Annotated in this window: 24 protein-coding genes; 6 read left to right on the forward strand and 18 right to left on the reverse strand. The window is 61.8% G+C overall.

Annotated elements, in window-relative coordinates; genetic code table 11:
* The first annotated feature begins 136 nt into the window (after window positions 1–136).
* Entirely contained in the window at window positions 137–589 is a 453-nt protein-coding gene (locus AYK65_RS12410; protein ID WP_026618118.1) for a MarR family winged helix-turn-helix transcriptional regulator, read from the forward strand.
* Window positions 590–948: 359 nt separating this feature from the next.
* Here the strand turns inward: AYK65_RS12410 and AYK65_RS12415 are convergent, their stop codons facing one another.
* The 6 genes from AYK65_RS12415 to AYK65_RS12440 all read right to left on the reverse strand — a co-directional run bounded on the left by AYK65_RS12415 (window position 949) and on the right by AYK65_RS12440 (window position 6,453).
* Entirely contained in the window at window positions 949–2,067 is a 1,119-nt protein-coding gene (locus AYK65_RS12415) for a branched-chain amino acid ABC transporter substrate-binding protein (protein WP_026618119.1), read from the reverse strand.
* A gap of 115 nt (window positions 2,068–2,182) precedes the next feature.
* Entirely contained in the window at window positions 2,183–2,527 is a 345-nt protein-coding gene (locus AYK65_RS12420; protein WP_026618120.1) for a DUF6867 family protein, read from the reverse strand.
* Between the two features lie 24 nt (window positions 2,528–2,551).
* Complete coding sequence (locus tag AYK65_RS12425; protein ID WP_026618121.1) at window positions 2,552–3,277, reverse strand: ABC transporter ATP-binding protein; 726 nt, start codon at window positions 3,275–3,277, stop codon at window positions 2,552–2,554.
* A complete protein-coding gene (locus tag AYK65_RS12430) occupies window positions 3,274–4,161 on the reverse strand; it encodes an ABC transporter ATP-binding protein (RefSeq protein WP_026618122.1) in 888 nt (295 codons plus the stop codon). The genes AYK65_RS12425 and AYK65_RS12430 overlap by 4 nt, the downstream gene beginning before the upstream one ends.
* A complete protein-coding gene (gene livM / locus AYK65_RS12435) occupies window positions 4,161–5,546 on the reverse strand; it encodes a high-affinity branched-chain amino acid ABC transporter permease LivM (protein ID WP_046119691.1) in 1,386 nt (461 codons plus the stop codon). The genes AYK65_RS12430 and livM overlap by 1 nt, the downstream gene beginning before the upstream one ends.
* 4 nt (window positions 5,547–5,550) lie before the next feature.
* Window positions 5,551–6,453 (reverse strand): branched-chain amino acid ABC transporter permease, encoded by a 903-nt coding sequence (locus AYK65_RS12440; RefSeq protein ID WP_046119690.1) that lies wholly within the window; start codon window positions 6,451–6,453, stop codon window positions 5,551–5,553.
* Window positions 6,454–6,963: 510 nt separating this feature from the next.
* On the opposite strand from AYK65_RS12440, the gene cysQ reads away from it, so the two are divergent.
* Window positions 6,964–7,740 carry a 3'(2'),5'-bisphosphate nucleotidase CysQ gene (cysQ, locus tag AYK65_RS12445; RefSeq protein ID WP_046119718.1) on the forward strand — a complete coding sequence of 259 codons (777 nt, stop codon included), beginning with the start codon at window positions 6,964–6,966 and terminating at the stop codon, window positions 7,738–7,740.
* A gap of 12 nt (window positions 7,741–7,752) precedes the next feature.
* Here cysQ and AYK65_RS12450 read toward each other — a convergent pair whose 3' ends face one another.
* Window positions 7,753–8,139: a response regulator gene (locus tag AYK65_RS12450; RefSeq protein WP_081158601.1), complete on the reverse strand. Its 387-nt coding sequence runs from the start codon at window positions 8,137–8,139 to the stop codon at window positions 7,753–7,755.
* Window positions 8,140–8,359: 220 nt separating this feature from the next.
* Window positions 8,360–9,112 carry a Crp/Fnr family transcriptional regulator gene (locus AYK65_RS12455; RefSeq protein ID WP_026618127.1) on the reverse strand — a complete coding sequence of 251 codons (753 nt, stop codon included), beginning with the start codon at window positions 9,110–9,112 and terminating at the stop codon, window positions 8,360–8,362.
* 272 nt (window positions 9,113–9,384) lie between these two features.
* Here AYK65_RS12455 and AYK65_RS12460 point away from each other — a divergent pair, with 272 nt between their 5' ends.
* Window positions 9,385–10,245 carry an SDR family NAD(P)-dependent oxidoreductase gene (locus tag AYK65_RS12460; RefSeq protein WP_081158544.1) on the forward strand — a complete coding sequence of 287 codons (861 nt, stop codon included), beginning with the start codon at window positions 9,385–9,387 and terminating at the stop codon, window positions 10,243–10,245.
* A 67-nt stretch (window positions 10,246–10,312) separates the two neighbouring features.
* On the forward strand, window positions 10,313–11,866 hold the full coding sequence (locus AYK65_RS12465) for a VOC family protein (protein ID WP_026618129.1): 1,554 nt from the start codon (window positions 10,313–10,315) through the stop codon (window positions 11,864–11,866).
* Window positions 11,867–11,879: 13 nt separating this feature from the next.
* Here the strand turns inward: AYK65_RS12465 and AYK65_RS12470 are convergent, their stop codons facing one another.
* From AYK65_RS12470 to speB, 8 genes are all read right to left on the reverse strand, one after another.
* Complete coding sequence (locus AYK65_RS12470; protein WP_046119689.1) at window positions 11,880–12,443, reverse strand: NADPH-dependent FMN reductase; 564 nt, start codon at window positions 12,441–12,443, stop codon at window positions 11,880–11,882.
* Between the two features lie 112 nt (window positions 12,444–12,555).
* Window positions 12,556–13,509 (reverse strand): ring-cleaving dioxygenase, encoded by a 954-nt coding sequence (locus AYK65_RS12475; protein ID WP_081158545.1) that lies wholly within the window; start codon window positions 13,507–13,509, stop codon window positions 12,556–12,558.
* 250 nt (window positions 13,510–13,759) lie between these two features.
* The gene (locus AYK65_RS12480) at window positions 13,760–14,557 is read right to left on the reverse strand and encodes a carbon-nitrogen hydrolase family protein (RefSeq protein WP_081158547.1); all 798 of its coding nucleotides are present in this window, start codon (window positions 14,555–14,557) and stop codon (window positions 13,760–13,762) included.
* Window positions 14,554–15,354: an ABC transporter permease gene (locus AYK65_RS12485; RefSeq protein WP_081158549.1), complete on the reverse strand. Its 801-nt coding sequence runs from the start codon at window positions 15,352–15,354 to the stop codon at window positions 14,554–14,556. The genes AYK65_RS12480 and AYK65_RS12485 overlap by 4 nt, the downstream gene beginning before the upstream one ends.
* A complete protein-coding gene (locus AYK65_RS12490) occupies window positions 15,351–16,205 on the reverse strand; it encodes an ABC transporter permease (protein ID WP_026618134.1) in 855 nt (284 codons plus the stop codon). Before AYK65_RS12490 ends, AYK65_RS12485 begins: the two co-directional genes overlap by 4 nt.
* Window positions 16,202–17,239, reverse strand: coding sequence for an ABC transporter ATP-binding protein (locus AYK65_RS12495; RefSeq protein ID WP_046119686.1), 1,038 nt, complete (start codon window positions 17,237–17,239; stop codon window positions 16,202–16,204). The genes AYK65_RS12490 and AYK65_RS12495 overlap by 4 nt, the downstream gene beginning before the upstream one ends.
* Window positions 17,240–17,516: 277 nt before the next feature.
* The gene (locus AYK65_RS12500) at window positions 17,517–18,596 is read right to left on the reverse strand and encodes an ABC transporter substrate-binding protein (RefSeq protein WP_046119685.1); all 1,080 of its coding nucleotides are present in this window, start codon (window positions 18,594–18,596) and stop codon (window positions 17,517–17,519) included.
* Between the two features lie 214 nt (window positions 18,597–18,810).
* The gene (speB, locus tag AYK65_RS12505) at window positions 18,811–19,869 is read right to left on the reverse strand and encodes an agmatinase (RefSeq protein WP_046119684.1); all 1,059 of its coding nucleotides are present in this window, start codon (window positions 19,867–19,869) and stop codon (window positions 18,811–18,813) included.
* A 278-nt stretch (window positions 19,870–20,147) separates the two neighbouring features.
* On the opposite strand from speB, the gene AYK65_RS12510 reads away from it, so the two are divergent.
* Window positions 20,148–21,188 carry a LysR substrate-binding domain-containing protein gene (locus AYK65_RS12510; protein ID WP_046119683.1) on the forward strand — a complete coding sequence of 347 codons (1,041 nt, stop codon included), beginning with the start codon at window positions 20,148–20,150 and terminating at the stop codon, window positions 21,186–21,188.
* A 48-nt stretch (window positions 21,189–21,236) separates the two neighbouring features.
* Window positions 21,237–22,415, forward strand: a complete 1,179-nt coding sequence (locus AYK65_RS12515) for an aminotransferase (protein WP_081158551.1) — start codon at window positions 21,237–21,239, stop codon at window positions 22,413–22,415.
* A gap of 6 nt (window positions 22,416–22,421) precedes the next feature.
* Here the strand turns inward: AYK65_RS12515 and AYK65_RS12520 are convergent, their stop codons facing one another.
* The gene (locus AYK65_RS12520) at window positions 22,422–23,312 is read right to left on the reverse strand and encodes a DMT family transporter (RefSeq protein WP_420810244.1); all 891 of its coding nucleotides are present in this window, start codon (window positions 23,310–23,312) and stop codon (window positions 22,422–22,424) included.
* Window positions 23,313–23,468: 156 nt separating this feature from the next.
* Window positions 23,469–24,902 (reverse strand): aldehyde dehydrogenase family protein, encoded by a 1,434-nt coding sequence (locus tag AYK65_RS12525; protein WP_081158555.1) that lies wholly within the window; start codon window positions 24,900–24,902, stop codon window positions 23,469–23,471.
* Window positions 24,903–24,908: the final 6 nt, after the last annotated feature.

A 24,908-nucleotide genomic window follows, 5' to 3' on the forward strand; every position in this document is an offset into this window, starting at 1 on the left:
TCGCGTGCGATGCCCATCTCAATCGCTAACGATTAGATCGTGCACGATATTTATCCTATCGATTTTTGGCTGTCAATACCTTGCGATTATATCGCGAACGATTTATTTTTCTGGTTCGATGAATCGGATAACGGCCATGGCAAAGGCAGACCTTCCCTCCTCGGAGGACCTGATGAAGCTCGACAATTTCCTGTGCTTTGCGATCTATTCCGCAAACCACGCCTTCACGCGGGTCTACAAGCCGCTCCTCGACGCGCTGGATCTCACCTATCCGCAATATCTGGTGATGGTGGTGCTTTGGGAGAAAGACGACCAGACCGTCGGCAGCCTGGGCGAGAAGCTCTTCCTGGAATCGAGCACGCTCACCCCCATGCTGAAACGCCTCGAGGCCATGGGCTACATTGCAAGGGTGCGCGACAAGACCGACGAGCGGCAAGTGCGCGTGCGGCTGACCGGCACCGGCAAGGCCTTGAAGGAAAAGGCGAGCGGCGTTCCGCTCGGTATCGCCGACGCGACAGGAATGGAGCCGGCGGAGATCGTACGGCTGAAACAGGAAATCGCGGCCCTGCGCGCATCGCTGTTGCGATAGATCACGACGATTTTAGGTCGGATCGACCCAAAATCATGAATGTGATAGATTCTAATAGGTTAGCGGGATGCGGGCGGAAAACCGCGCACATTTTTCCTCATCCCGCGCTACTGCATGTCTCCTTAAATCGACCTCGGTTTAAGGAGACATGCAGTAATTCAAAGGGCTACAACGCCGCGCGTCTGATAAGACGCGCGGCGTTGTAGCCGACAAGAGCATTACGCGACGGCATCGCCAGACTTTGCGAAACGCGGCGGCCGCTACAGCATTCGCAACGCCGCGCCTTTCGTCTCACCGAAACAAAGGACCCGGCGCTTTCACGCCGGGTCCAGAAGTCGTTTTCACAGCGTCAGAGCGGACTATTCGTTCTGGAAGTAGCTGTACTTGCCGTCGTCACCCTTCTTCCAGGTGTACATGACGTAGTCCGGGCGGGTGATGTCGCCCTTTTCGTCAAAGCCGAGTTCGCCGATCGCCGTCTTCCACGGACCCTTGGCCTTGAGTGCTTCCGCGACGGCCTGCGGGTCGTTGCCGCCGGCTGCCTTGGCGCCGTCAGCAATCACTTGCAGGGCCGCGTAAGCATAGAGCGTGTAGGCTTCCGGTTCGAAGCCGGAGGCGCGGAACTTCTCGACGAGTTCCTTGGCGGCCGGGCTCTTGCGCGGATCGGGTGCGAAGGTCATCAGTGTGCCGTCGACGGCGTCGCCGGCGATCGAAGCCAGCTCGTTCGAGACGATGCCGTCGCCGGACATCATCGTTGCCTTCAGGCCCTGATCCTTCATCTGGCGCATGATGAGGCCGGCTTCGGTGTGCAGACCGCCGTAATAGACGATCGAAACGCCGGCTTGCTTCATCTTGGCGATGAGCGCGGAGAAGTCCTTGTCACCGGTATTGATGCCTTCGTAAAGCGCTTCGGTGACGCCGGCTTCGTTCATCGCCTTCTTCGTCTCATCGGCAAGGCCCTGACCATACGGGGTCTTGTCGTGGACGACGGCGACCTTGGCGTCCTTGAAATTGGCAGCTATATAAGCGCCCGCGACGGCGCCCTGCTGATCATCACGGCCGCAGGTGCGGAAGGTGTTCCACAGGCCGCGTTCGGTGAACTGCGGGTTCGTCGAGGCGGGCGTGATCTGCAGGATGCCGTTTTCGGCATAGATTTCCGACGTCGGAATGGAAACGCCCGAGTTGAAGTGCCCGACGACGAACTTCACGCCATCGGCGACAAACTTGTTGGCGACGGAAATGCCCTGCTTGGGATCCGAAACATCGTCACCAAGAACGATCTTGATCTGTTCCCCATTAATGCCGCCTGCGGCATTGATGTCGGCAGCCGCCTGCTCCGCACCTTTCTGGAGCTGGGCGCCGAACGCCGCATTCGGGCCGGTCAGCGGACCACCGACACCGACCAGAATGTCAGCCCATGCGGTGCCGCTGAAGGCAACCATTGCTGTCAGCGCCACAGCCGACAGAAGAGACTTTTTCATCTTGTTACTCCCAAATATTCGAGCGGGTCTCGTTACTAAGCCTGCGCAATGCCCACCATCAATTGCGCCGGTGTTCTTTCGCACCGGCCGCTGCCGACCGGCACGCGCTGTTCCCTTATTTGGCCTTCCAGGAGAAAGGCGAGCTCTTTTCGTAGAGCCAGTAGTACATGTTCGCCATTTGCTTGGTTCGGTAGTACCGGAAGCCGGCAGTAGCAAACAACAAAAGCACGAGCGTGTCTACGACATAGTATTGGAGGCTGAACATCGTGCCGCCGAAGAGCGCATGATGGATGAAGCGGATGCCCCATCCGAGCAGCGCCACATAGATCAACAGTCGCGGAGCGCCGTACCAGCTCTCGGCAACGCTCTTACCGGTCCGCCATGCGGTCCAGCCGCCGAGTACCCAGGTGATGAAGAGAAACTGCCAGATTGAGGCTTCTTCGTAGAGAATTCCCTGCATGTCACTTAACTCCAGCGCGGCGCGTCAATGACGTCCGCCTTCGAGATAGGCCGAGCGCACCTCCGGATTGGCGAGGAGATCCTTGCCGGTCCCGCTCATCGTCACCCTGCCATTGACCATGACGTAGCCTCGATCGGAGAGCTTGAGCGCTCCGAAGGCGTTCTGCTCCACCAGGAACACGGTGAGGCCCTCTTTCTTGTTGAGCGTCTTGATCGCTTCGAAGATGCCCTTGACGATCAACGGCGCAAGACCGAGCGATGGTTCGTCGAGCAGGAGCAGCTTTGGCCGCGCCATCAGGGCGCGACTGATCGACAGCATCTGCTGTTCGCCGCCCGACAGAGTGCCGCCGCGCTGAGCCTGCCGCTCCTTGAGGCGCGGAAATAGCGTGAAGACCTTCTCCACGTCCTCGTTGAAGTGCTTCAGATTGTCGAGGCCCGCGCCCATCTGAAGATTCTCGAGCACCGTCATGCGCGGAAAGATGCGCCGCCCCTCCGGGGACTGCGCTATCCTCAAGCGCGCGATCTCGTGCGTCGGCATGCGCGTGATCTCTTGGCCATCGAAGTGAATCGAACCGGTGCGCGCCTGCGGACTGCCGCAGATCGTCATCATCAGCGTCGACTTTCCGGCGCCGTTGGCGCCGATCAACGAGACGATCTCGCCGCGATGGACCTCGATATCGACGCCGTTCAAGGCGCGGATGTTGCCGTAATAGGTCTCGACGCCTCTCACATTCAGCAGCGCAGCAGTCATGGATTGATGCCTCCCTGCTCGCTTTCGATTTCCTCGATCTCTTCGATCACCTCTTCAACCTCTTCATCCTCGACACCCAGATAGGCCGCGATGACCTTTGGATCGTGCTTCACGAAGTCTGGATTGCCGTCGGAAATCTTCTGCCCGTATTCGAGCACCACGACGTGATCGGAAATTTCCATCACGACAGACATGTCGTGCTCGATCAACAGGATGGACGTGCCGGTGTCGCGGCGAATCTCCTGCAGGAGTTGGTTCAGGGCGAGCGACTCGCGCGGGTTAAGACCGGCCGCGGGCTCGTCGAGGCAAAGAAGCTCCGGCCCCGTGCACATCGCGCGGGCGATCTCCAGCCGCCGCTGCGCGCCATAGGGCAGGTCGCCCGCTGGATCGTCGGCACGATCGATGAGGGATGCCTTTTCGAGCCAATGTCTGGCAAGTTCGATCGATTCCTTGGAGGCCTGGCGATAGGCGGGGAAGCCGAAAAGGCCGAGCAAGGTGTAACCTGAAGCCTGCATCAGCTTATTGTGCTGCGCAACGAGCAGATTCTCCAGGACCGTGAGCCCCGAGAACATCCGGATGTTCTGGAACGTGCGAGCGACCTTGGCCTGCTTGGTGATCTCGAAATCGGGCAGCCGCTCCAGGAGGTATTCCTTGCCGGACCTCTGCCGCAGGGTGATCATGCCCATCGTCGGCTTGTAGAAACCGGTGATGCAGTTGAACACCGTTGTCTTGCCCGCCCCGTTCGGGCCGATCAGCGCGGTGATGTCGCCGCGCGCGGCCTCGAAGGAGAAGTCGTTGATGGCCATGAGACCGCCGAAGCGCATCGACAGGTGCTCGACCTTGAGGATGGGGTCTTTTGTCATTGTGCTTGTCTCGAAGGTCATCAGCCGTGCCCTTCCTTGGTGAAGCTGCCGGAAACGGCCTTGCGCTTGTGGAGGAACGCGGTGGGCTCGCGCGACCCGACGAAGCCGCGCGGCTTCCAGACCATGACGATGACCATGGCCAGGCCAAAGATCAGCATGCGATAGAGTTCAGGCGTGAAGTTGGGACCGAAGATCATCTTCAGGAAGGTGAGCTCGCGCAGGATCTCGGTGCCGCCAATCATCACGATTGCCGCAATGGCGATTCCCGTCAGCGAGCCCATGCCGCCGAGGACGACGATGGCGAGAATGACCGCCGATTCGAGGAAGACGAAGGACTCCGGCGAGACGAAGCCCTGGCGAACGGCGAAGAAAGAGCCGGCGAAGCCGCCGAACATCGCACCGGTGGCGAATGCCGTCAGCTTGGTAGTCACCGTGTTGATACCGAGGGAGCGGCAGGCGATCTCATCCTCGCGCAGCGCTTCCCAGGCGCGACCGATCGGCATCCGGCGCAGCCGGATGGTGACGAAGGCCGTGATCATGCAAAGGGCGAGAGCCAGATAGAAGAGGAAGATCTTGTAATAGGCAGACGAGATCGGCAGGCCCATCAACGCCGCGAAGCCGTCCTTTGAAGCGTCGAACTTGATGCCGAAAAGCGTCGCCTTGGCAATGCCGGAGACGCCGAACGTACCTTTGGTGACCTCGGTCCAGTTGATCAGCACGAGGCGGATGATCTCGCCGAAGGCGAGCGTCACGATCGCCAGATAGTCGCCCCTGAGGCGCAGCACCGGGAAGCCGAGAATGACGCCCCAGCAGGCGGCGAGCAGCCCGGCGACCGGCAACAGCACCCAGAAGGACAGGCCGAAATAGCTGGAGAGCAGCGCATAGGAATAGGCGCCGACCGCATAGAAGGCGACATATCCGAGGTCGAGCAGGCCGGCGAGGCCGACGACGATGTTGAGGCCCCAGGCGAGCATCACATAGATCAAGATCTGGATGCCGAAGTTGTCGACCCATTTAAGCGAGCCTTGTACGCCGAAAAGCGCGACGATGACGGGCGGATAGAGCACCAGAGCGGCAATCGCGATTTTGGAGAAGTTGCGGCTGAAGAAGCCCTCCTCCTTCACCACCTCGGCTGCGGCCGCCTTTGTGGCCTTGCGCTGCGCAAGCCACGGCTGGGCATAGGCGACCATCAGGAAGCGACCGACCATGGCAACGATGATAAAGGTCGCGAGCAACCCCCAGCGCTGAGTAAGGATCAGCTCGTTGCGGATGTTCTGGTCGGTCTTGAGCCCAACGAAGAGCACGAACAATCCGAGCGTGATGAGACCCGCAAAGACGGCCTCTCGCAGGGCCCGCGCCGTCAGTTCACTGCCGGCGCTTGCGGTTGTGGATGCAACATTTGCCATGGAATTATACCTTCTCGACTTCCGGTCGTCCGAGAATACCCGACGGCTTGAAGATCAGGACGATCGCGAGAATGGAGAAGGTCGCGACATCCTTGTAGTCGATGGTGAAATAGGCCGACCACAGCGACTCAATGAGGCCGATCAAGAGCCCGCCGAGGACGGCGCCGGGTAGCGAGCCGATCCCCCCGAGAACGGCCGCCGTGAACGCCTTGACGCCCGGAGCGAAGCCGTCGGTGAACACGACGACCCCATAATACATCAGATACATCGTGCCAGCGACGGCGGCGAGCGCCGCACCCATGATGAAGGTCACCGAGATCGTGCGATCGACATCGACGCCGAGCAGCGCCGCCATCTTGCGATCCTGCTCGGTAGCGCGTTGCGCACGTCCAAGCGGCGTGTGGTTGACGACGTACCAGAAGACCGAAAGCAGGATTGCCGTGATGACGACGATGACGATCTGCTTCAGCGAGATCGCGATGCCCAGGATCTCATAAACCGAGGAAACAAGCGGCGGGATCGGCTTGTTGCGCGGCCCCTGAGTTACCTGGATGAAGTTCGACAGGACGATCGACATGCCGATCGCCGTAATCAGCGGCGCCAGACGGAAGGACCCGCGCAGTGGCCGGTAAGCCACCCGTTCGATGGTCCAGTTCCAGAGCGCTGCTGTCAGCATACCGACGATCATCATAAGCAAAAGCGCCAGCACAACTGGTACGCCTGCCATAAATGTCGTGAGAAGCAAGAAGACAATCAACGCGGCAAAGCCGCCTAGCATGAAGATATCGCCGTGGGCGAAGTTGATCATGCCGATGATGCCGTAGACCATGGTATAACCGATCGCGATCATACCATAAATAGACCCAAGCGTCAGCCCGTTGACGAGCTGCTGGATGAAATACTCCATCAATCTTCCCCTGGACCGGATCCTGATGGTCCGATCTCTTGTTATTAGTTATCATTCCCGAGCGTGCTCTGAGCCCGATTTCATACCTCTTTCAAATGAAAATGAAAGCAAAAAAAATGCGCCGTCGGTGGATTCTTCCGAGATAAAATCGATTTGACGCTTTTGAAGCCAAAAAAATCAAACTTTCGGCAGCGTTCGCTCGCGAAATGGCCAAATCCGGCGGCAAAAACAAGAAAACGGCACGCAAACGTCGCCTGGGGTCACGCAGACGCCCCCCAAACTGGCACCCTTGAGCTGGGTGCCGGTGCCATCGGCGGCAGCGGCGCGGTGGCCAATTCGCTCAGCCTCACGCAGCCGGGAAAAATACGATCGGCAACAGGCATTCTTCCCGGCCCCCAATGCCTTACCCTTCGTAGCCCGTGGCAAAGATGACTTTCTCCCGCCGCGCCATCGATGCTATCGGGGCATTGCATGGGAATCGATGCGGCGACGCCGGAAAGACGAAAGAAGATGCTGGAGATACTGGAAAAATCGGCGATCGTCGCCGGGCAGGCAATCCTGGACATATACGGCGCCGGCCCCGCCGTGATCTACAAGGCCGACACCTCGCCGGTGACCGATGCGGACCATCGCGCCGAACACATTATTCTTGCCGATCTTGCCGCCGCCTTCCCCGGCATTCCTGTCGTTGCGGAGGAAGCCGTTGCCGCCGGGCACGTGCCCGACATCGCCGGCGGGCGCTTTTTCCTCGTCGACCCGCTCGATGGCACCAAGGAATTCGTCGAGCGCAACAGCCATTTCACCGTCAACATCGGACTCATTGAGAACGGCGCGCCCACCGCCGGTGTCATCTATGCGCCCGCACTCGGTGTGCTTTATTCGGCCGCCGCCGGACGGGCGAGGAAGGCGATCGTCGAGGCAGGCAGCGTCGTCAGTTCCTGGACCTCCATCGGCTGCCGCCGCTGCGCTGACCGGCCGCTCGCGCTGACCAGCCGCTGGCACAACAGCGCAGAAACGATCGCCTATCTCGCAGAACGGGGCATCACCGACTACGAGGCCGTGGGCTCGTCGCTGAAGTTCTGCCTGCTGGCCGAGGGTCTTGCCGACATTTATCCGCGCTTCAGCCGGACGATGGAGTGGGACACGGCGGCGGGTGACGCGATCCTGAGGACGGCCGGTGGCGAAACGCTCACCGTGGCGGGCAAGCCGCTCGCCTACGGCAAGCGCGACCAGCCGGAGGATAGCGACTTCGCCAATCCCTGGTTCATTGCGCGCGGCAGAGTCTGACAAGCATCCGCGTCATATGCTCTTCGGGCCGCTAGCGGTCGCAATGAGACTGCTGAGCGTTCCTTCGCTGAAGGGCTTGTCAATCCTCGGGACATCACGCAGATGGCTGGGCAGGGCCAGTAGCTCGCCATAACCGCTGGTAAAGCCGATGCCGATGCCGCGTGCAATCAGCGCGTCGGCAACGGTGAAGCTCGTGTCGTCTCCGAGATTGATGTCGAGAATGGCGAAATCGATGGCATGACCGGCGATGAACTCCATCGCCTTTTCCTTGGTCGTGGCCACGTGGACGCTTGTGACGCCGAGAGCGTTGAGCATTTGCTCCATGTCCAAGGCGATAAGGAAATTATCCTCCAGGACGAGTACCGACCTGATGGCCAGTGGAATCTGATTGAATGGCATATATATCCGCATCCTACTGCATGTGTCCTCAAATCGACCTCGATTTAAGGACGAAGGCATGCAGCAATTCAAAGTGCTACAGCGATTTTTGCGCGTCTGATAAGACGCGCGGCGCTGTAGGTCCCCCGAGTGGCCGAGACTTGAACGACGCTAGTGCACTTGGACGTGGAAGGCATTTAAAAAAGACAAGTTGCACGTAATTGACATACGGTGACCCCGTTCAAATGAACGGCCGTTTCGGTTCGCTCAACCCGTCCCATCCCGCAAGCGTCAACAGTCCATCGATGTCGCGAACATCGCAGCCCTTTTCCGCCCAGCGGATGAGTCCCCGATCGGCCAGTTTCCTGAGCGTCTTGTTGGTATGGACGATCGAAAGGCCGAGCGTGTCCGCAACATGCTGCTGGGTGAGGGGAATGCTACCCCACCCGCCACTGAAAAGCTCCAGCGTCGTCGCCCTTTGATAAAGAAGAGCGATGAGGTACGCCGCCCGCTCGAGAGCGGAGCGACGGCCGATGCTCAACAGGTTCTCGTCCAGCATCCGCTCCTCGCGCGCAGCGATCCAGGTCAGGTCATAGGCGAGTTCGGGATATTCTCTGTAGAGTTCCGAGAGCTTGCTCCGCGGGAACACACAGACCCTGATCGGCGAAAGCGCCTCGATCGAATGCTGCATTTCGCCCGTGAGGCTGCCCTGCAACCCGATGAGATCGCCGGGCATCACGTAGTTCAGGATCTGCCGCCGACCGTCGTCAAGCGTCTTGTAGCGAAAACCCCATCCGGAAAGCACAGTAAAGAGATGCTCGCATTCTTCGCCCTCCAGGAATACCGCCGCGCCACTACCGAATGCGAGTTCACCGAGCTTGAGATGGTTGACGAATGCGAGTTCGTCCGCCTTGAAGGAACGGAACACTTGAAGCGGGCGCAAGGGGCAGCCGTTGCAGGATGTTCCTTTGATGAATTTGCCTTCGGTCGCCATGAAATATCTCGAAGCCGCACAAACGGCGCGTTTGCAGCGCCGCGCGTTAATCAGACGCGCAAAGGTGCTGCAGCACTTTGAAACGCTACATTTTTCCCTGGATCGGCTGCGATTTAAGGAAAGATGCAGTGATTAGACTCGTAAATTAGCGTGGTGCGAGGCGACAACAAGGCCGAAGCCCTTAAAGCTGGTGAAGGCCAATTCGCGTCATGGACTTGCCCGCCGCCGGGCCCTATTTCTGCTCGATGTCCCCGCAAGCAGGATTGAGAGCCATGTTGTCCTATTCCGCCATTGCCAAGAACAATGTAGCCGTCATCACGGGCGCCGCCTCCGGCATCGGCCTTGCCACGGCGAAGCGCTTCGCCGGCCTCGGAATGAAGGTCGTGCTTGCAGATCTGGCCAGTGAACGGTTGCAAGAGGCCGCGGCAGAAGTAGCAAAGGCCGCTGCCGGCGGGGCAGATGATGTTGCCGCGATCGCGACGGATGTCTCGCGGGCCGACGAACTTGTGGCGTTGGCGCGCGCGACACGCGAGCGTTTCGGCCGCGTGCATGTGCTGATGAACAATGCCGGCATCCAGCCCGGCTCGTCGATGTTCGGCCCGCTGGAGAACTGGGAGGCCGTGATCAGCGTCAATCTCTGGGGCGTGATCAACGGCTCGCGCATTTTTGCACCCGCCATGATTGCCCACGGAGAGCCCGCGCTGATCATCAACACAGGCTCGAAACAGGGCATCACCACGCCGCCCGGCGATCCGGCCTACAACATCTCGAAGGCAGGCGTGAAGGTCTTCACCGAAGCCCTTCAGCACGAATTGCGCAACACGGAGAACTGCCAGGTCAATGCCCACCTCCTGATACCGGGCTTCGTCTATACCGCTCTGACCGCGCACGGCCGCACGGAAAAGCCCGCCGGCGCCTGGACGCCCGAACAGACGGTGGACTTCATGATGGAGAGCCTTGCCCGCGGAGATTTCTATATTCTCTGCCCCGACAACGAAGTCGCGCGTCCGACGGACGAAAAGCGCATCCTCTGGGCAGCCGGCGATATCGTCGAGAACCGGCCGCCGCTTTCGCGCTGGCATCCCGACTATGGCGAGGCCTTTCAGTCTTTCCTTGCCGCAAAGAAAGATTGACGGTGATCTCGGTCGAAACCGCGCGATCGGCTCGCGCTCGCCACCGTTTGCAGGGAGGACAGAGACCGTGACGAGCGGCATCCACCACATCACGCTGATTGCCCGCAAGGTCCAGGCGAATGTCGATTTTTATGTGGGCTTCCTCGGCCTCCATCTCGTGAAGCGGACCGGCGGCTACGAGGACCCCAATCAGTTGCATCTCTTTTACGGCGATGCCGCGGGCTCGCCGGGCTCGCTCGTCAGCTTCCTGATCTGGGAGGACGGCTCTCCCGGGCGTGTCGGCCACGGGCAGCCAAGCGAGATCGCCTTCGCCATTCCGCCGGAGAGTATCGGCTTCTGGCTGACGCGGGCCCTGCAGTTCAACTTCCAGACAACCGGACCGGCACAGGAATTCGGCGAGCCGGTCCTGAGATTGAAGGATCCGGATGGCGTGATCGTCAAGCTCGTCGGGACCAACGCCCTTTCTGAGCCGGCTCCGTGGGCGAGCCGCGACATTCCCGAAACGGACTCGATCCGGCGGTTGCGCGGAGCAACCGTGCTTACCGAAAAGCCGAAGGAAACGGCCCACTTTCTGCAGAACCATTTCGGCTACAGGGAAACGGCCGCGACGGAGACCATCCGCCGTCTCACCTCGTCGTCCGGAGACGTGGTCGACGTGCGCGATGCCGCCGGCTTCTGGAGCGCCGCCCCCGGCACCGGCACGATCGATCACATCGCTTTTCGCGCGCCTGACGAGGCGACGGTGCTTGCAGTGCGCGCCGATCTCGAGCAGGAGCATGCCGGCGCGACCAATGCGCATGACCGGAAATACTTCTTCTCCATTTATGTGCGCGAACCGGGCGGTTCGCTTTGCGAGTTCGCCACCGAAGGGCCCGGCTTCGCGGTCGACGAGCCTCCGGACGCGCTCGGCTCGACGCTGTTCCTGCCTCCGCATCTTGCGAAAGATGCCGCGGCCTTGGTCAAGCTGCCGCAATTCGCGCTGCCGGGCGAGCCGCGTCCGGCGCAGCGGGACCTGCCTTTCGTCCATCGCCTCTACTATCCGGAGAAGGCGAGTGACCGCACATTCGTGCTGCTGCACGGCAGTGGCGGCAATGAGATCGACATGCTGCCCTTCGGCCATCAGGTCGATCCGCATGCCACGCTGATGGGCGTGCGCGGCCGCAGCACCGAGGAAGGCTTTCCGCGCTGGTTCCGGCGCCTCTCGATGACGACCTTCGACCAAAGGGACATCCGCTCGGAGGCGGAAGCCTTCGTCGCCTTCGTCGAAGACGCGCGCCAAGGCTACGGGCTTGATCCGGACCGTACCGTGTTCATCGGATACTCGAACGGTGCGAACCTGCTGGCGGCCGTGATGCTGCTCCATCCGGGCGCGATCAGGAACGTCGTGCTGATGAGAGCCATGGCCGCGCTCGAGAACGCGCCGAAACCCGATCTCGCCGACACGAAAGTCCTGATGCTCACCGGCAAGGACGATCCTTACGGCAAGCATGCACCTGCGTTGAAGCTGGTTCTCGCGGAGGCCGGCGCGCAGCTCGAAGCCTTGGACATCGACACGCACCACGGAATCGGCGACGAGGACGTGGCGGCGATTCGCCGCTGGCTCGATGAAAACGGTCTTTAGAAGCCAGGAAAAGTTAGCTCGCCTTCGTCGTAGCGACGTGGGCGGCGAAGGCTTCGACGAAGCCGCGCAGTCGTTCGCGGGTGTCGTCGTCGGTCAATTGCCCGGCATCGTCGAAGAGCGTAGCCGCTTTCGGCACCATCAACCGCTTGCCCGACCAAAGCTGGGCGCCGAGGGTCCGCATCACTGAAAGCCAGGCGTTCTGGCTGAGAATCGTCCCGAAATTCCCGGAGGAAGCGCCGGCAAGCGCAAAGGGCCGGCCGCCGAACACCTTGCGGATATCGGCGGGCGGGCGACTAAGCCAGTCGATCGCGTTCTTGAAAACGCCAGGGATCGAATTGTTGTATTCCGGGGTGAACAGGATCACGCCATCCGCAGCGATGATCTTCTGCTTGAGCGCCGTTGCCGCGGCGGGGACGCCGCTCTCGGCCTCCACATCGCCATCGTAAAGCGGAATGCCGTGCAGGGTTGCCGTTTCAAATTCGACACCGTCGGGCGCGACCGCTTTCGCCGCATTCAGCAATCCCGTGTTGAACGACGCCTTCCGCAGACTGCCTGATATGCCGAGAAGCTTGGTCATCGATAAACACATCCTTTCACACACGCCGAATTCAATGAAAGAACTAGAAATGTGGAAAGAAAAGGAAAGCCGGAAATCGACCACGGCTTCCGCATATCGTAAACAACCGCCGCTATCCGAGCGGCTTCAATCTCGCCTCGATCTGAGCGCGTCGCGGCTCGAGGAAGGGCGGCAGCGACAGGCTTTCGCCGAGCGTCTCCATCGGCTCGTCGACTGCGAAACCGGGTCCGTCAGTGGCAATCTCGAACAGGATGCCGTTCGGCTCACGGAAATAGAGCGAGCGGAAATAGAAGCGCTCGACCTCACCGCTCGAAGGCAGGCGGAAATCGTTCAGCCGTTCCGTCCATTGATGCAGCGTGTCGATATCCGGCGCCCGGAAGGCGACATGGTGGACGGCGCCCGCTCCCTGGCGTGCGATCGGCAGGCCCGGCTGGACCGCCACGTGCAATTCGGCCGCCGGCCCGCCCTCGCCCATCGAGAAGACATGCACCTCTCCGACCCCGTCGGGTGACGGATAGCTGCGCACCTCAGTCATGTTCATCACATGCGTCAGCACGAGCGCGGTATTGGCGATGTTCGGCACGCTGATGGTGATCGGACCCAGGCCCTTGATCTGATGCCCGGCGGGTATCGGGCTCTTCTGCCAGGGATGCGAAGGCTGAAGCCCGCCATCGTCGACGAGCCGAAAGCGCTGACCTTCGCCGTCCTCGAAGTCGAGCGAAACCCGCCCGTCGATTTCGCCAACATCGCCCGACGTAACCTTCAGTTCATCGAAGCGCCGTTTCCACCACCGGACGGTTTCGGCGCTGCCGACGCGAAGGCCGGTGCGCGAGATGCTGTGCGTTCCCCGCCTCTCGGGCCCGACAGGCCAGTCGAAAAAGGTCAGGTCAGTGCCGGGCGTCGCCTGCCCGTCGGCGTAGAAGAGATGATAGGCGCTGGTGTCGTCTTGGTTGACGGTCTTCTTGACCAGCCGAAGCCCCAACGTTTTCGTGTAGAAGCGCAGGTTTTCGGGCGCGTTCGCAGTGATCGCAGTCAAATGATGGATACCGGTCAGTTGCAAGCTCATGAGTGCCTCCTAGATCACGATGATTTTAGGTCGGATCGGCCTAAAATCATGAACGTGATCGATTCTAATGGGTTAGCGCGGGATGCGGGCGGAAAACCGCGCACACTTTTCCTCATCCCGCGCTAAGCCAATGTTGCGGCGCCTTTACGCTTTCTGGGCGCGCGGCGCCGTGGGCGGGCATTTCGTTGAGCACAATATCAGCCCGAGCGGATTGTTTCTCAAAGAGCGGCGAGAGGACCGGAATGTTCACTTAGAGCGAACGATCGGGCGATATCCGACGCAGGTCCTCAAGATAGGTATTATCCGCCCGCGAAATGGCGAAAGCCTTCGGGTCGATTTCGGCGAAGATCAGCATTTCATCGGCCGAGTTCGCCCTTGCCAGAACCTGCCCGTCCGGCGAGGCAACGCGCGACAGCCCGGCAAATGAGAACAGCGCGTCGGAGCCGCAATGGTTGATGTAGGCGACGAAGACCTGGTTTTCGAAGGCGCGCGTCTGGATCATGTGTTCGGTGATGAAGGTGCCCGACCAGCCGGCCGGAAGCGCGGTCGGCACAATGACGGCGTCGGCACCTGCGAGGGCGAGCCGGCGCACGTTTTCCGGAAACTCGACATCGTAGCAGATCAGCATGCCGCAGGTGACGCCGCGATGCTCGAAGAGACGCGTCGACGGTTCGGACGGCGTGAAAAGCGAGCGCTCATAGTCGCCGTAGAGATGCGACTTGCGGTAGACCGTCGGGTGAGCATCGCCGTAGACGTGGACGGCGCTGTTATAGACGGCGCTGCCCTCCCGCTCGGCGAATCCCGCGATGATGGCGATGCGGGCCTGCCGCGAGATACGCTGCAGCTCTCGAACGATCGGCCCGTCGGCCGGCTCCGCGAGCGCCGCAATCGCCTCTCCCGCACCATAGCCGGTAATCCCGAGCTCGGGCGTGACGAGCAAAGTCGCACCCTTGCCGGCGGCCTCGCTCGCCGCCCACTCGATGCGGGCGAGATTGGCGGCAGGGTCGCCGCCAACGCTCCTCATCTGCAGGGCCGCGAGCTTCATCACTTTCCGTCCGATGACATGGCGCCGAGCAGCTTCGGCAGGTCGCCGAAGCGCGCGACGAGGCCGAAGATAATGGCGGCGGTGGTAACGAAGAGGATCGTCACCGAAGCCATGGTCGGCGTGTAACCGTAGCGCAGCGCGTTGAAGATCTTGATCGGCAGCGTCTCCATCGTGAAGCCGACGGTCATATAGGCGACGATATATTCGTTGAGCGAAAGCACGAAAGCAAAGGCGTAGCCGGAGACGATGTAGGGCAGAATCAAAGGCAGCACGATCGTGCGGAAGATTTTGCGATCATCCGCCCCCATCGTCGCAGCCGCCTCGACCAGCGAACGATCGATCGAGGTGAAGCCGAGCGATAGTGTTACGAGCGGCAGGGTGACGAAGAAGATCGCGTGGCTGACGACCGCCGTCCAGGGTTGGCCGTAGAAGCCGGCGGTCGCCCAGAAGGTCAGCAGGCCGAGCGCTGTAATGACCGGCGGCAGCGTGAAGGGGGCGACGCCGAGGAGCTGGAAGATGTTCGCCCAAGGCGCCACCCGTCGCCAGAGGAACCAGGCAAGCGGCAGCGCGATCGCGACGGCGAGTGCGGCCGAAAGAAGCGCGAGTGTGACCGAGGCGACAAGAGCGTTGCGCCACTCGGGGTTCAGGAAGATTTCGCCGTACCAGGAGGCCGAGAAGCCCTCCGGCGGAAAGGCGAGCGTCTGCTTCTGGTTGACCGAGACGCCGGCGACGACGATCAGCGGCAGGGCGAGAAAGAGGGCCACCACGAAGAAATAGAATTTGCGGAAAACGGAGGTCATGCCGCTTCTCCTTTCCGTCCCGCAATCACCGTCAGCGCCACCAGTCCGAGCGTCACAAGCACCAGGAACACCGCCATCGCCGCGGCAAACGGCATGTTGGACTGATAGATAGCCTGATCGGTGATCAGCACCGAAAGCGTCCAGTGCTGCGGACGGCCGAGCAGTTGCGGCAGGAGGTAGGAGCCGAGCGCGAAGATGAAGACCATGATCAGCGTCGCCGTGATCGTGTTGCGGAGCGCCGGCACCACGACCGTGAAGAAGGCCTTGAGGGGCGAGGCGCCGAGCGTGCGGGCGGCCTCCGTCAGCGTCGGGTCGAGGCGTACGAGCGCGGGGAAGAGCACCAGCACGGTATAGGGAAAGGCCTGGTACACCATGCCGGTCAGCACCGCCGCGAAGCTCGGCGTGAGCGCTTTCGCCTCACTCATGAGGCCGAGCGCGACGAGAATGTTGGTGATGCCGGCCGTGCGCGAGAACAGTGTCGACCAGGCGAAACCAATGATGACCTCGGAGAGAGAGAGCACCGAGAGAAGCGCCACGAGCCAAACCACCTGGACGCTGCGCGCCATGCGGGTCAAGAGATAGGTGAAAGGGAGCGCCAGCACGACGCAGCAGATCGCGACGGCGATCGCCAGCATGAGCGAGAAGCCCAGCACGCCCCCGAAGAAAGCCGAAAGAAAGCGGGCATAATTGTCGTAGACGAAGGCAGGCGTGTAGAAGCCGCCCTGCTGGCGCTGGAAGAAGCTGACGGCGATCATCGTGCCGAAGGGCACGACGAAGAAGATGGTGAGCATCGCCGCGGGGAAGAGAAGCGGCGAGTAGTCGCCGAGGGTCTGGGGCGGTTCGCGTCTCATTTGCTGAGCACCACGCAGCAATCCGGGGTAAGCGCAATGCCGACCTCCTGACCGACCGTGACTTCTGGCCGGGCCCGCGGCGTCGAAACAGCGACGATCTGGCGCCCTGCGACGTCGACAAAGGTCTCGATCGTGCCGCCGAGATCGCGCACGAAGGTGACCTTGCCGGAAAGCGCACCGGCACCGGGCGCCGTCAGGTGCACGTCCTCCGGGCGGATCGAAAGCGTCGCCTTCGCGGCACCCGGCGGCAGTTGCAGCCCCGGCACCGGCTGACCCAGCACGGTCACGTGGTTCAAGGTGTCCTGTTCCGCTTCGATCAAATTGGTCTGGCCGATGAAGTCGGCGACGAAACTGTCGGCCGGCCGACGATAGATTTCGATCGGCGAGGCGGCCTGGCGAATTTCGCCGCCGCTCATGACGACCACCGTATCGGCCATCGTCATCGCCTCGCGCTGGTCGTGGGTGACGACGATCGTGGTGATGCCGAGCTTCTGCTGCAATTGCCTGAGTTCCACCTGCATCGCCTCGCGCAGCTTCGCATCGAGCGCCGAAAGAGGCTCGTCGAGCAGGAAGAGCTTCGGCGAGATCGCCAGCGCCCGGGCGATCGCCACGCGCTGGCGCTGACCGCCGGAAAGCTTCGAGACCGGGCGGTCAGCATAGCCCGACAGATGGATCATCGACAGGAGCTCGTCGACCCGCTTTCTCTGGTCCTCCTTCGGCGCGCCGCGGATGCGCAAGGGGTAGGCGATGTTCTCGCCGACGGTCAGATGCGGGAAAAGCGCCAGCGACTGGAACACCATGCCGAGATTGCGCTTGTGCGTCGGCACGCGTGTAATGTCCTCGCCGTCGAGCCGTATGGCGCCCGAGGTTGGCAGGTCGAGTCCTGCGATCATGCGAAGCAGCGTGGTCTTGCCGCAGCCCGAGGGGCCCAGCATGCAGACGAATGTGCCATGCGGCACCGTGAGGTCGACGTCGTTTACGGCCCTGAAGGCCCCGAATTCCTTGACGACGCTTTGAAGGGCAAGTCCCGACATTTGTTCCCCGTCCTACAGCGCGCCCGCGTCTTCTCGGCCAGGGCGGCCGCTGTGATCTTTTGAATTGCTGCGTCGGCTCCGATTTCGAGAACCGTGCAGGAGCGCTTCGTGCGCAGCTTCCACCGGCCGGCGTTCTATCGGACACGCAACGGCCGCGGTAGTATCCTTGAACTCCCGTACAAGGTTATCCTTAAACCGTCAGCGGTTTAAGGGATATGTGTCAAACCGCGTTGATCCCGCTCCGCAAATCGGAGCGGGGTCCGGCCGGTGAACATCGTCAGCCGACGATCAACTCCGTCCACTTCTGGTTCAGCCAATCCGACTTCGTCTGATAGAGGTCGTAACGCGGAACGATCGGCTCGATATCGGAAGAGACGGCCGAAAATTCCTTGTCGGTCAGGTCGGTCGATTCCCGCTTGACCGTCGGCGAAGTGCCGACCTTGCGCGAGAGCGTCGCCTGGATCGAGGGCTGGCACATATAGTCGATGAAGATATGCGCCTCCTCGGCCTTTTGCGAGGCGCGCGAGAGCGCCCAGCAGCCGGAATCCTGGATGCCGCCTTCCTTCGGGAAGGTGGAGCGGACCGGATGCCCGTCGGCTGCGGCAAGACCGGTGACGTCGTGATAGTACTGGCCCATCGGAATTTCGCCGGACTTCAGCGCCTGCTCGAACTGCGCTTCGTCGCGGTACCAGAGGCGGACGTTCGGCTTTACCTCGGCGAGCTTCTCGAATGTTTTCAAGATGCCCTCTTCGGTGTCGAGCGCATTGGTGCCGCCCATGAAGGTCTTGGCGGTCACTTCGAGGAGGAACGAGTTGGAGACCAGCGCCAGCAGGCCGAGCTTGTCGGCATTCGCCGGATCCCAGAATGCCGCCCAGGAAGTCGGCGCTTCCTTGTAGACATTGGTGTTGGTCACCAGCGTGATGTACCACGAAACCGCCCCGACGCCGGCGACGCGGCCATCCGGATATTTGTTGACGAAGCGGTCGAGCAGGTTCGATGCGTTTTTGATCTTCGCCATGTCGATCGGCGTCCAGAGCTCGGTCGCCTGCCCTTTGAGCATCGCGACCTGCGACATCATCGAGACGTCGGCAGGCGCCTGGCCGGCTCGGGCCGCCTGCTCCAGCTGCACCAGCCAGGCCTCGCCGGTGGGCTCGGCGACGGATTCGACTGCGATGCCGGTTGCCTTGGTGAATTCCGGGAAGATGTTCTTGTCGAAGGAGTCCTTGAAGTAGCCGCCATAGACGCCGACCTTCAGCGACCTGTCCTGCGCCCGAAGCACCGTCGGCATCGCCAGCATCGATGCGCCGGCGAGCCCCGCACCGAGCAGCGTGCGGCGCTTGATGGAATTGATGTTCATTGCATGTCTCCTTTGTTTTGCGGTCGTTGCCGCGTTCCCTGTTCCAGTTGATTCTTTATGTCTTCTAGCCGCGATGGGCGGGATGAAGCGAGCCTCCGCCTCTGTTCCGCCCGCACGCTGCGATCGCTCCCGCCCGGTCCCGAGGACTCGGGCCTTATTATCGCGCTGCAATCGCTCGGTCGTCACGCAAGATCATGGACCTTCATGCTTCCCATCATGCCTTGCCGGCAACGGTGGGGCTGAAGACCATCAGGCTCAGGATCTCGAAGAGCACCTGGGCGCCGGCGTGAGCGGTGTTGGTCGTCGCGTCGTATTGCGGCGCCACCTCGACGACATCGCCGCCGACGAGATTGACGCCCTTGAGGCCGCGGATCAGTTCCAGCACCTCGCGAGTCGTGAGCCCGCCGACTTCCGGCGTGCCCGTGCCCGGCGCGAAACTCGGATCGAGGCTGTCAACGTCGAAGGAGAGATAGGTCGGACCGTCGCCGACGATCTTCTTCGCCTTCTCGATGATGGCGGGAATGCCGAGGCCCGTGACTTCCTCCGCATGGATCACGGTCATGCCCGACTCATAGGAGAACTCCCAGAGATACTCGGCCGCGCCGCGGATGCCGATCTGGATGACGCGGGTCGGGTCGAGCACGCCGTCGAGTACTGCATTGCGGAACGGCCCACCGTGGTGGAACTTGGTGAGATCGAAGGCGCCGCCGGTGTCGCAATGCGCATCGATATGGATCATGCCGACGGGCTCTTTTTTCCCGACGACCTTCAGAATCGGATGCGTGATCGAATGGTCGCCGCCGACGGAGAGCGGCACGACGCCTGCCTCGACGATCTGATCGATGCGCTTCTCGATGTCCTCGTGGCTGAGTTCCAGGCGGTAGCGGCTGCGGAAGGGAATGTCGCCGATATCGGCGACCCTGAGATCATGCACCGGCGCGCAGCCGAGAACATGGTTATAGGGACCGATGCGCTCGATCGCACGCAACGCCCGCGGTCCGAAACGCGAGCCCGGGCGGTTGGTGACGCCGAGATCCATGGGAATACCGACGATCGCTACCTGGAGATTGCCGAAGTCCGGGCTGTCGGCGTCGACCGGCATGTACGGGGCGCTCAGAAACGTCGGCACGCCGGCAAAGGGCGCGAGCCGCGTGCCGCTTTTCGTGAAGATCTTGTCCGCGACCTTGCGGAACGTCGGATCGAAGAGCTCGCCGCCATGGCTTTCGCCGTATTTCGCCCTCAAGTCGTTGAGCTTCTTCTCATCCCAAGCCATGCGCGGAATCTCCCGTGTCTACAGTGCGGAACGCGGAAAGCATGCGGTTTTCCGCCAATCCCGCTCTACTTGTTAGAATCGATCCGGGGCAGGCCCATGACACACCGCGGATCCTTATCTGCGGATTTTCGCAGAGCTGACATGGCGCGACCAAGTTCCCCGGGCATTCGTTTTAATTGGAGATATTAGGGACAAATCTTCTGGAAAATCAATTGACATTGTTATAGCGTTTCGCGTGAGAAAAATTCACATAGACGCCACCCCTCCGGAGCCCGTTCTTGTCGAGCCGCCTGCCCCCGCTGAACCCGCTGCGCGCCTTCGAAGCGACGGCTCGGCGCGGCTCCGTTTCCGCCGCGGCGCGCGAGCTCAACGTGACGCACGGCGCGATAAGCCACCAGATCAAAGCGCTCGAACAGTCCTTCAACGCACCGCTTTTCGAGCGCGGCGGCAAGCGGTTGAGGCTGACGCCCCAGGGCGCTTTGCTCTTGCCGGCGGTCACCCACGCCTTTGCCGAGATAGCCGCGGCCACGGCGGCGATGACGCGACCCGCAACGAGCGGCGAACTTCGGGTCACCTGCGTACCGGCACTGCTCTCCTTCTGGATGATCCCGCGCCTGCATCAATTCACCGAGCAGTTCCCCGACGTGCGGTTGAAGCTGATCGCCTCCAATGACGAGGCAAACCTCCATTCCCCCGATGTCGATGTCTGCCTGCTCTATGGAGACGGCAACTGGCAGGACTGCTGGGCGAGGCTCTGGAGCCGGCTCGAGCTCTTTCCCGTCGTCAGCCCGACGCTGCTCAACATGCGCCCTCTGCGCTCCATCCGTGATCTGCGCGACCACGTGATGCTGCACGGCGACGATGGTCGTGAGTGGAACACCTGGCTCACTGCCGCCGACGCGATTGATCTGCAGCGCGGCCGCCAACACTTTATGAGCGATGCGCGCCTGTCGACCGAGGCGGCTCTGCACAATCAGGGCGTCGCGCTCGGCGACACGATCACCGCCGGCAGTCTGATCGCCCGCGGCGAACTGATCGCACCCTTCGATCTGACCGTTCCGGCTAATGACGCGTTCTTCGTCGCCTGCCGCAATGAGGTCCGTGCGGCGCCGATCGTCCGCGTTTTCATCGACTGGCTCTTTGCCGCCCTTGAAAGCGACCCCATGCCGGAGCTGCAGATGTCGGCCCGCACCATCATCCGCAGCCGCGTGTCGAAACCGGAAGACACCGGCCGCAAGGCGCCGCAGACTTTCCAGCCCGTTTCCTCGCCACGCAGCCGGCGTCCCGAACGCCCGCAAAAACGCAAGGTCAAGCCATAAAGCGGGGACCGAAAATCCCGCGTCCCGTTCAACAACAGGAAATCCGCCATGCCGCATTTCAACCCCCTCGTCGAAAAGCTCTCGCCGCCGCCGGTTCCCTCGGTGCTTGCATGGGCGAAGGCCTATGATGGGGCAAAAGGTCCGTTGATCGATCTCTCACAGGCCGTTCCGGGCTATCCCCCCCATCCGGACATGCTCAAATGGCTGGGTGAAGCCGCGGCGTCGACTGAATATACGGGTTATGGTGCGATCGAAGGCGAGCCGGAATTGCGCACGGCCTATGCCGAACAGGTTGCGGCGCTCTACGACGCGGCGATCACCGCCGACAACATCCACATCACCTCCGGCTGCAACCAAGCCTTCATCGCAGCCGCGACGGCGATCGCCCGCGCGGGCGACACCGTCCTGATGACCAATCCTTACTACTTCAACCAGGAAACGACCTTGGCGATGCTCGGGATCAATGTCGAGCTGGCACCCCTCGACGCCGGCGCCGGCTTTCTGCCGGAAGTCGACACGGTCGCTTCCGCCCTCCGGCCGGGCATTCGCGCGCTCACCCTCGTCTCGCCCAACAATCCGACCGGCGCGGTCTATCCGCCGGAATTGCTCCAGCGCATCTACGAGCTGTGCCGGGCAAACGGTACCTGGCTGATCCTCGACGAAACCTATCGCGACTTCCTGCCGGATGCGGTTGCTGCGCCCCATGGCCTATTCCGGGCCCAATGGTGGCAGGACGGCTTCATCGCCCTCTACAGCTTCTCGAAATCCTTCTGCATCCCCGGCCATCGCCTCGGCGCGATCACCGCCGGCCCTGCGTTCATCGCGCAGGTCGCCAAGATTATGGACAACCTGCAGATCTGCGCGCCGCGCTCAGCGCAGGCCGCCGTCGCCAGGGCCATTCCGGCTCTGACCGACTGGCGTCTTGCGAACCGCGCCGAGATCGCCGCCCGCGCGAATGCCATGAGGGACGTCATGAGCCGCCTGCCGCAATGGAAGCTGCAGGCCGCCGGCGCCTATTTCGCCTACATCCGCCATCCCTTCCCCGACATTGACTCGCAATTCGTCGCCGAGAAGCTCGCGAAGCTCGCCGGCGTCATCTGCCTGCCGGGCGACTATTTCGGTGAAGGCCAGGAAAACTACCTGCGCTTCGCCTTTGCCAATGCCGACGTGCCGACGATCTTGAAGCTCGAGGAGCGGCTCGTAGGCTTTGCCCTGCCGGGTATCTAAGCGGGTTTAGCCTCTACGGGCGATCAGGATGCCGATCAGCACGATCGCGCCGCCGATCGCCTGCATCAGGCCTACAGGCTCGCTCAGCAAGACCCAGGCGAGCAGCGCAGCGACCACCGGCTGCAGCAGCAGCGTCAGCGAAGAAAAGGCCGGCGGCAGATAGGCGAGCGCATAGGTGATCGCCACCTGCCCGCCGGCATGGCTGACGAAGGCGAGACCGATGAGCATGGCCCAGCCGAAGGCGCTCGGCGGCAGCAAGGAGGGCTCGGTGAACAAGGCGAGCGGCAGCATGCAAACGGCCGCCGATGCCGTGCTCCAGAGCATGATGCGGTTGGTGCTGAAACGGCTTCGCAGTCGGCCTATGGCGAGAATGTAGCCAGCATAGAACATAGCAGCGATGATCGCGATGCCATCGCCGGCGAGATCGCCGCCGCCAAGCGCCGCCGGGCCGCCTTTCAGGACCACGACACCTATGATGGCGGTGGCGAGGCCAGCTACGAAGATACCGCTCACGGGCGAGCGGAACAGGACCCAGCTTGCAAGCGTCACGAAGACCGGTGCGACATTGGCAAGCAGCGTCGCGTTGGCGACGGACGTCATGGTGAGCGACAGGTGCCAGGCACCAAGATCGATGGCGAGAAAGATGCCAGGCAGGACGAGCAGAGCGTAGTCGGCGAGTCGCTGTGGAGGCTTGTCGGTAGCCGCACCGTTGCGGAGCTGAGACCAGACGACCAGCGGTATCAATGCCAGCGCCACACGCCAGAAAGCGGTCGCCATCGGCCCCACTTCCGAGAGCCTTACGAAGATCGGCGATCCGCCGATGGCGGCGCCGCCGATCAGCAGTGCGGCCATGGCAAGCGAGTTTTGCGAGGGGGCGGAGCTGACGGCTTGGGTCACGGCGGTATCCGATCGAAGGGGGGAACGCCGCGAGATCGACGGCGCCGTCAAGCGAGCTACCAGAATCGCAGAGTAAACGACAGTCGGATTTCGCCGCAAAGGTGCTGAAAACGGCCGCACGCCAAAAAGGTGCGGCCGTGCCCCGGAGACATTCTATCAGGCTGCGTCCGGCAGATGCACCGTCTTCACCTCCAGGAAATCCTCAAGGCCGAACATGCCGCCTTCCCGGCCATTGCCGGACTGCTTGTAGCCGCCGAAGGGGCTGCCATAGCGGTGCGGACCGCCATTGATGTGCACCATACCGGCACGCAGCCGCGCGGCCACCCTTTGCGCCCGCTCGGGATCGCCGGTCTGGACATAGGCCGCGAGCCCGTAATTGGTGTCGTTGGCGATCTCTATCGCCTCCTCCTCCGTGTCGAAGGGAATGATCGAAAGCACCGGACCGAACACTTCCTCGCGCGCGATCCGCATGGTATTGTTGACAGCGGCGAAGATCGTCGGTTTGACGAAGTAGCCGGTCTCGAAGCCTTCCGGCTTGCCCGGACCGCCGGCAAGCAGGATCGCCCCCTCGGCGACGCCCGCTTCGATCAGCGCCTGCACACGCTCGTATTGAATATGGCTGACGAGCGGCCCGATATGGGAGCCTTCCCTCGTCGGATCGCCAACTCTCGCCTCCCTGCCGACGCGCCGGGCGATCTCCACCACCTTGTCGTAGACGCTGCGTTCCAACAGCATGCGGGTGGGCGCATCGCAGGATTGGCCGGAATTGTTGAAGCATTCGAGAATGCTGGCGGTAACGCGTTCCTCGATATCGGCATCGGCGAAGACGATGTTCGGCGACTTGCCGCCGAGTTCGAGCGTAACGCGTTTGACCGTATCGGCGGCGTCCTTGCTGACGGCGATGCCGGCCCGCGTCGAACCGGTGAACGACATCATGTCGATGTCCTTGTGCTTCGAGAGCGCCGCCCCGGCATGGATGCCGTCGCCGTTGACGAGGTTGAAGACGCCGGCCGGGAAACCCGCCTCGTGGATCATCTCTGCGTAGAGCATGGCATTGAGCGGCGTGAACTCGCTCGGTTTCAGGACGCATGTGCAGCCGGTCGCAAGCACCGGCACCACCTTGAGCGCGATCTGGTTGACCGGCCAGTTCCACGGGGTGATGAGCCCGCAGACGCCGATCGGCTCGCGCAGAAGCGTGTCGCCGTTCGGCAATTTCTCGCGCAGCTTAAGGTTCTTCAGCGCATCGATATAGCCCTGCAGATGGCCGACACCGACATCGGCCTGCTGCTCGCGGCTCATCGTTTTCGGTGCGCCGAGCTCGGCGGTGATCGTATCGGCCATTTCGTCGTAGCGGCGCTTGTAGATCGCGAGCAGCTTTTCGAGCAGCGCCAGCCGTTCCTCGACGCTCGTCCGGCTGTAGCTTGCAAAAGCCTTCCTAGCGGCCGTAACCGCGCGGTCAATGTCTTCCGCTGTGCCGAGCGAGACGACCGCGATGGGTTTTTCGGTTGCCGGGTTGAGCACGTAGAGATCGTTTTGCGTGATCGGATCGACCCATTCGCCGTTGATATAGAATTTCCGCTTGTCGAGCATTCGCTC

This window comes from Ensifer aridi (assembly GCF_002078505.1).
GTDB classification, from domain to species: Bacteria; Pseudomonadota; Alphaproteobacteria; order Rhizobiales; family Rhizobiaceae; genus Sinorhizobium; species Sinorhizobium aridi.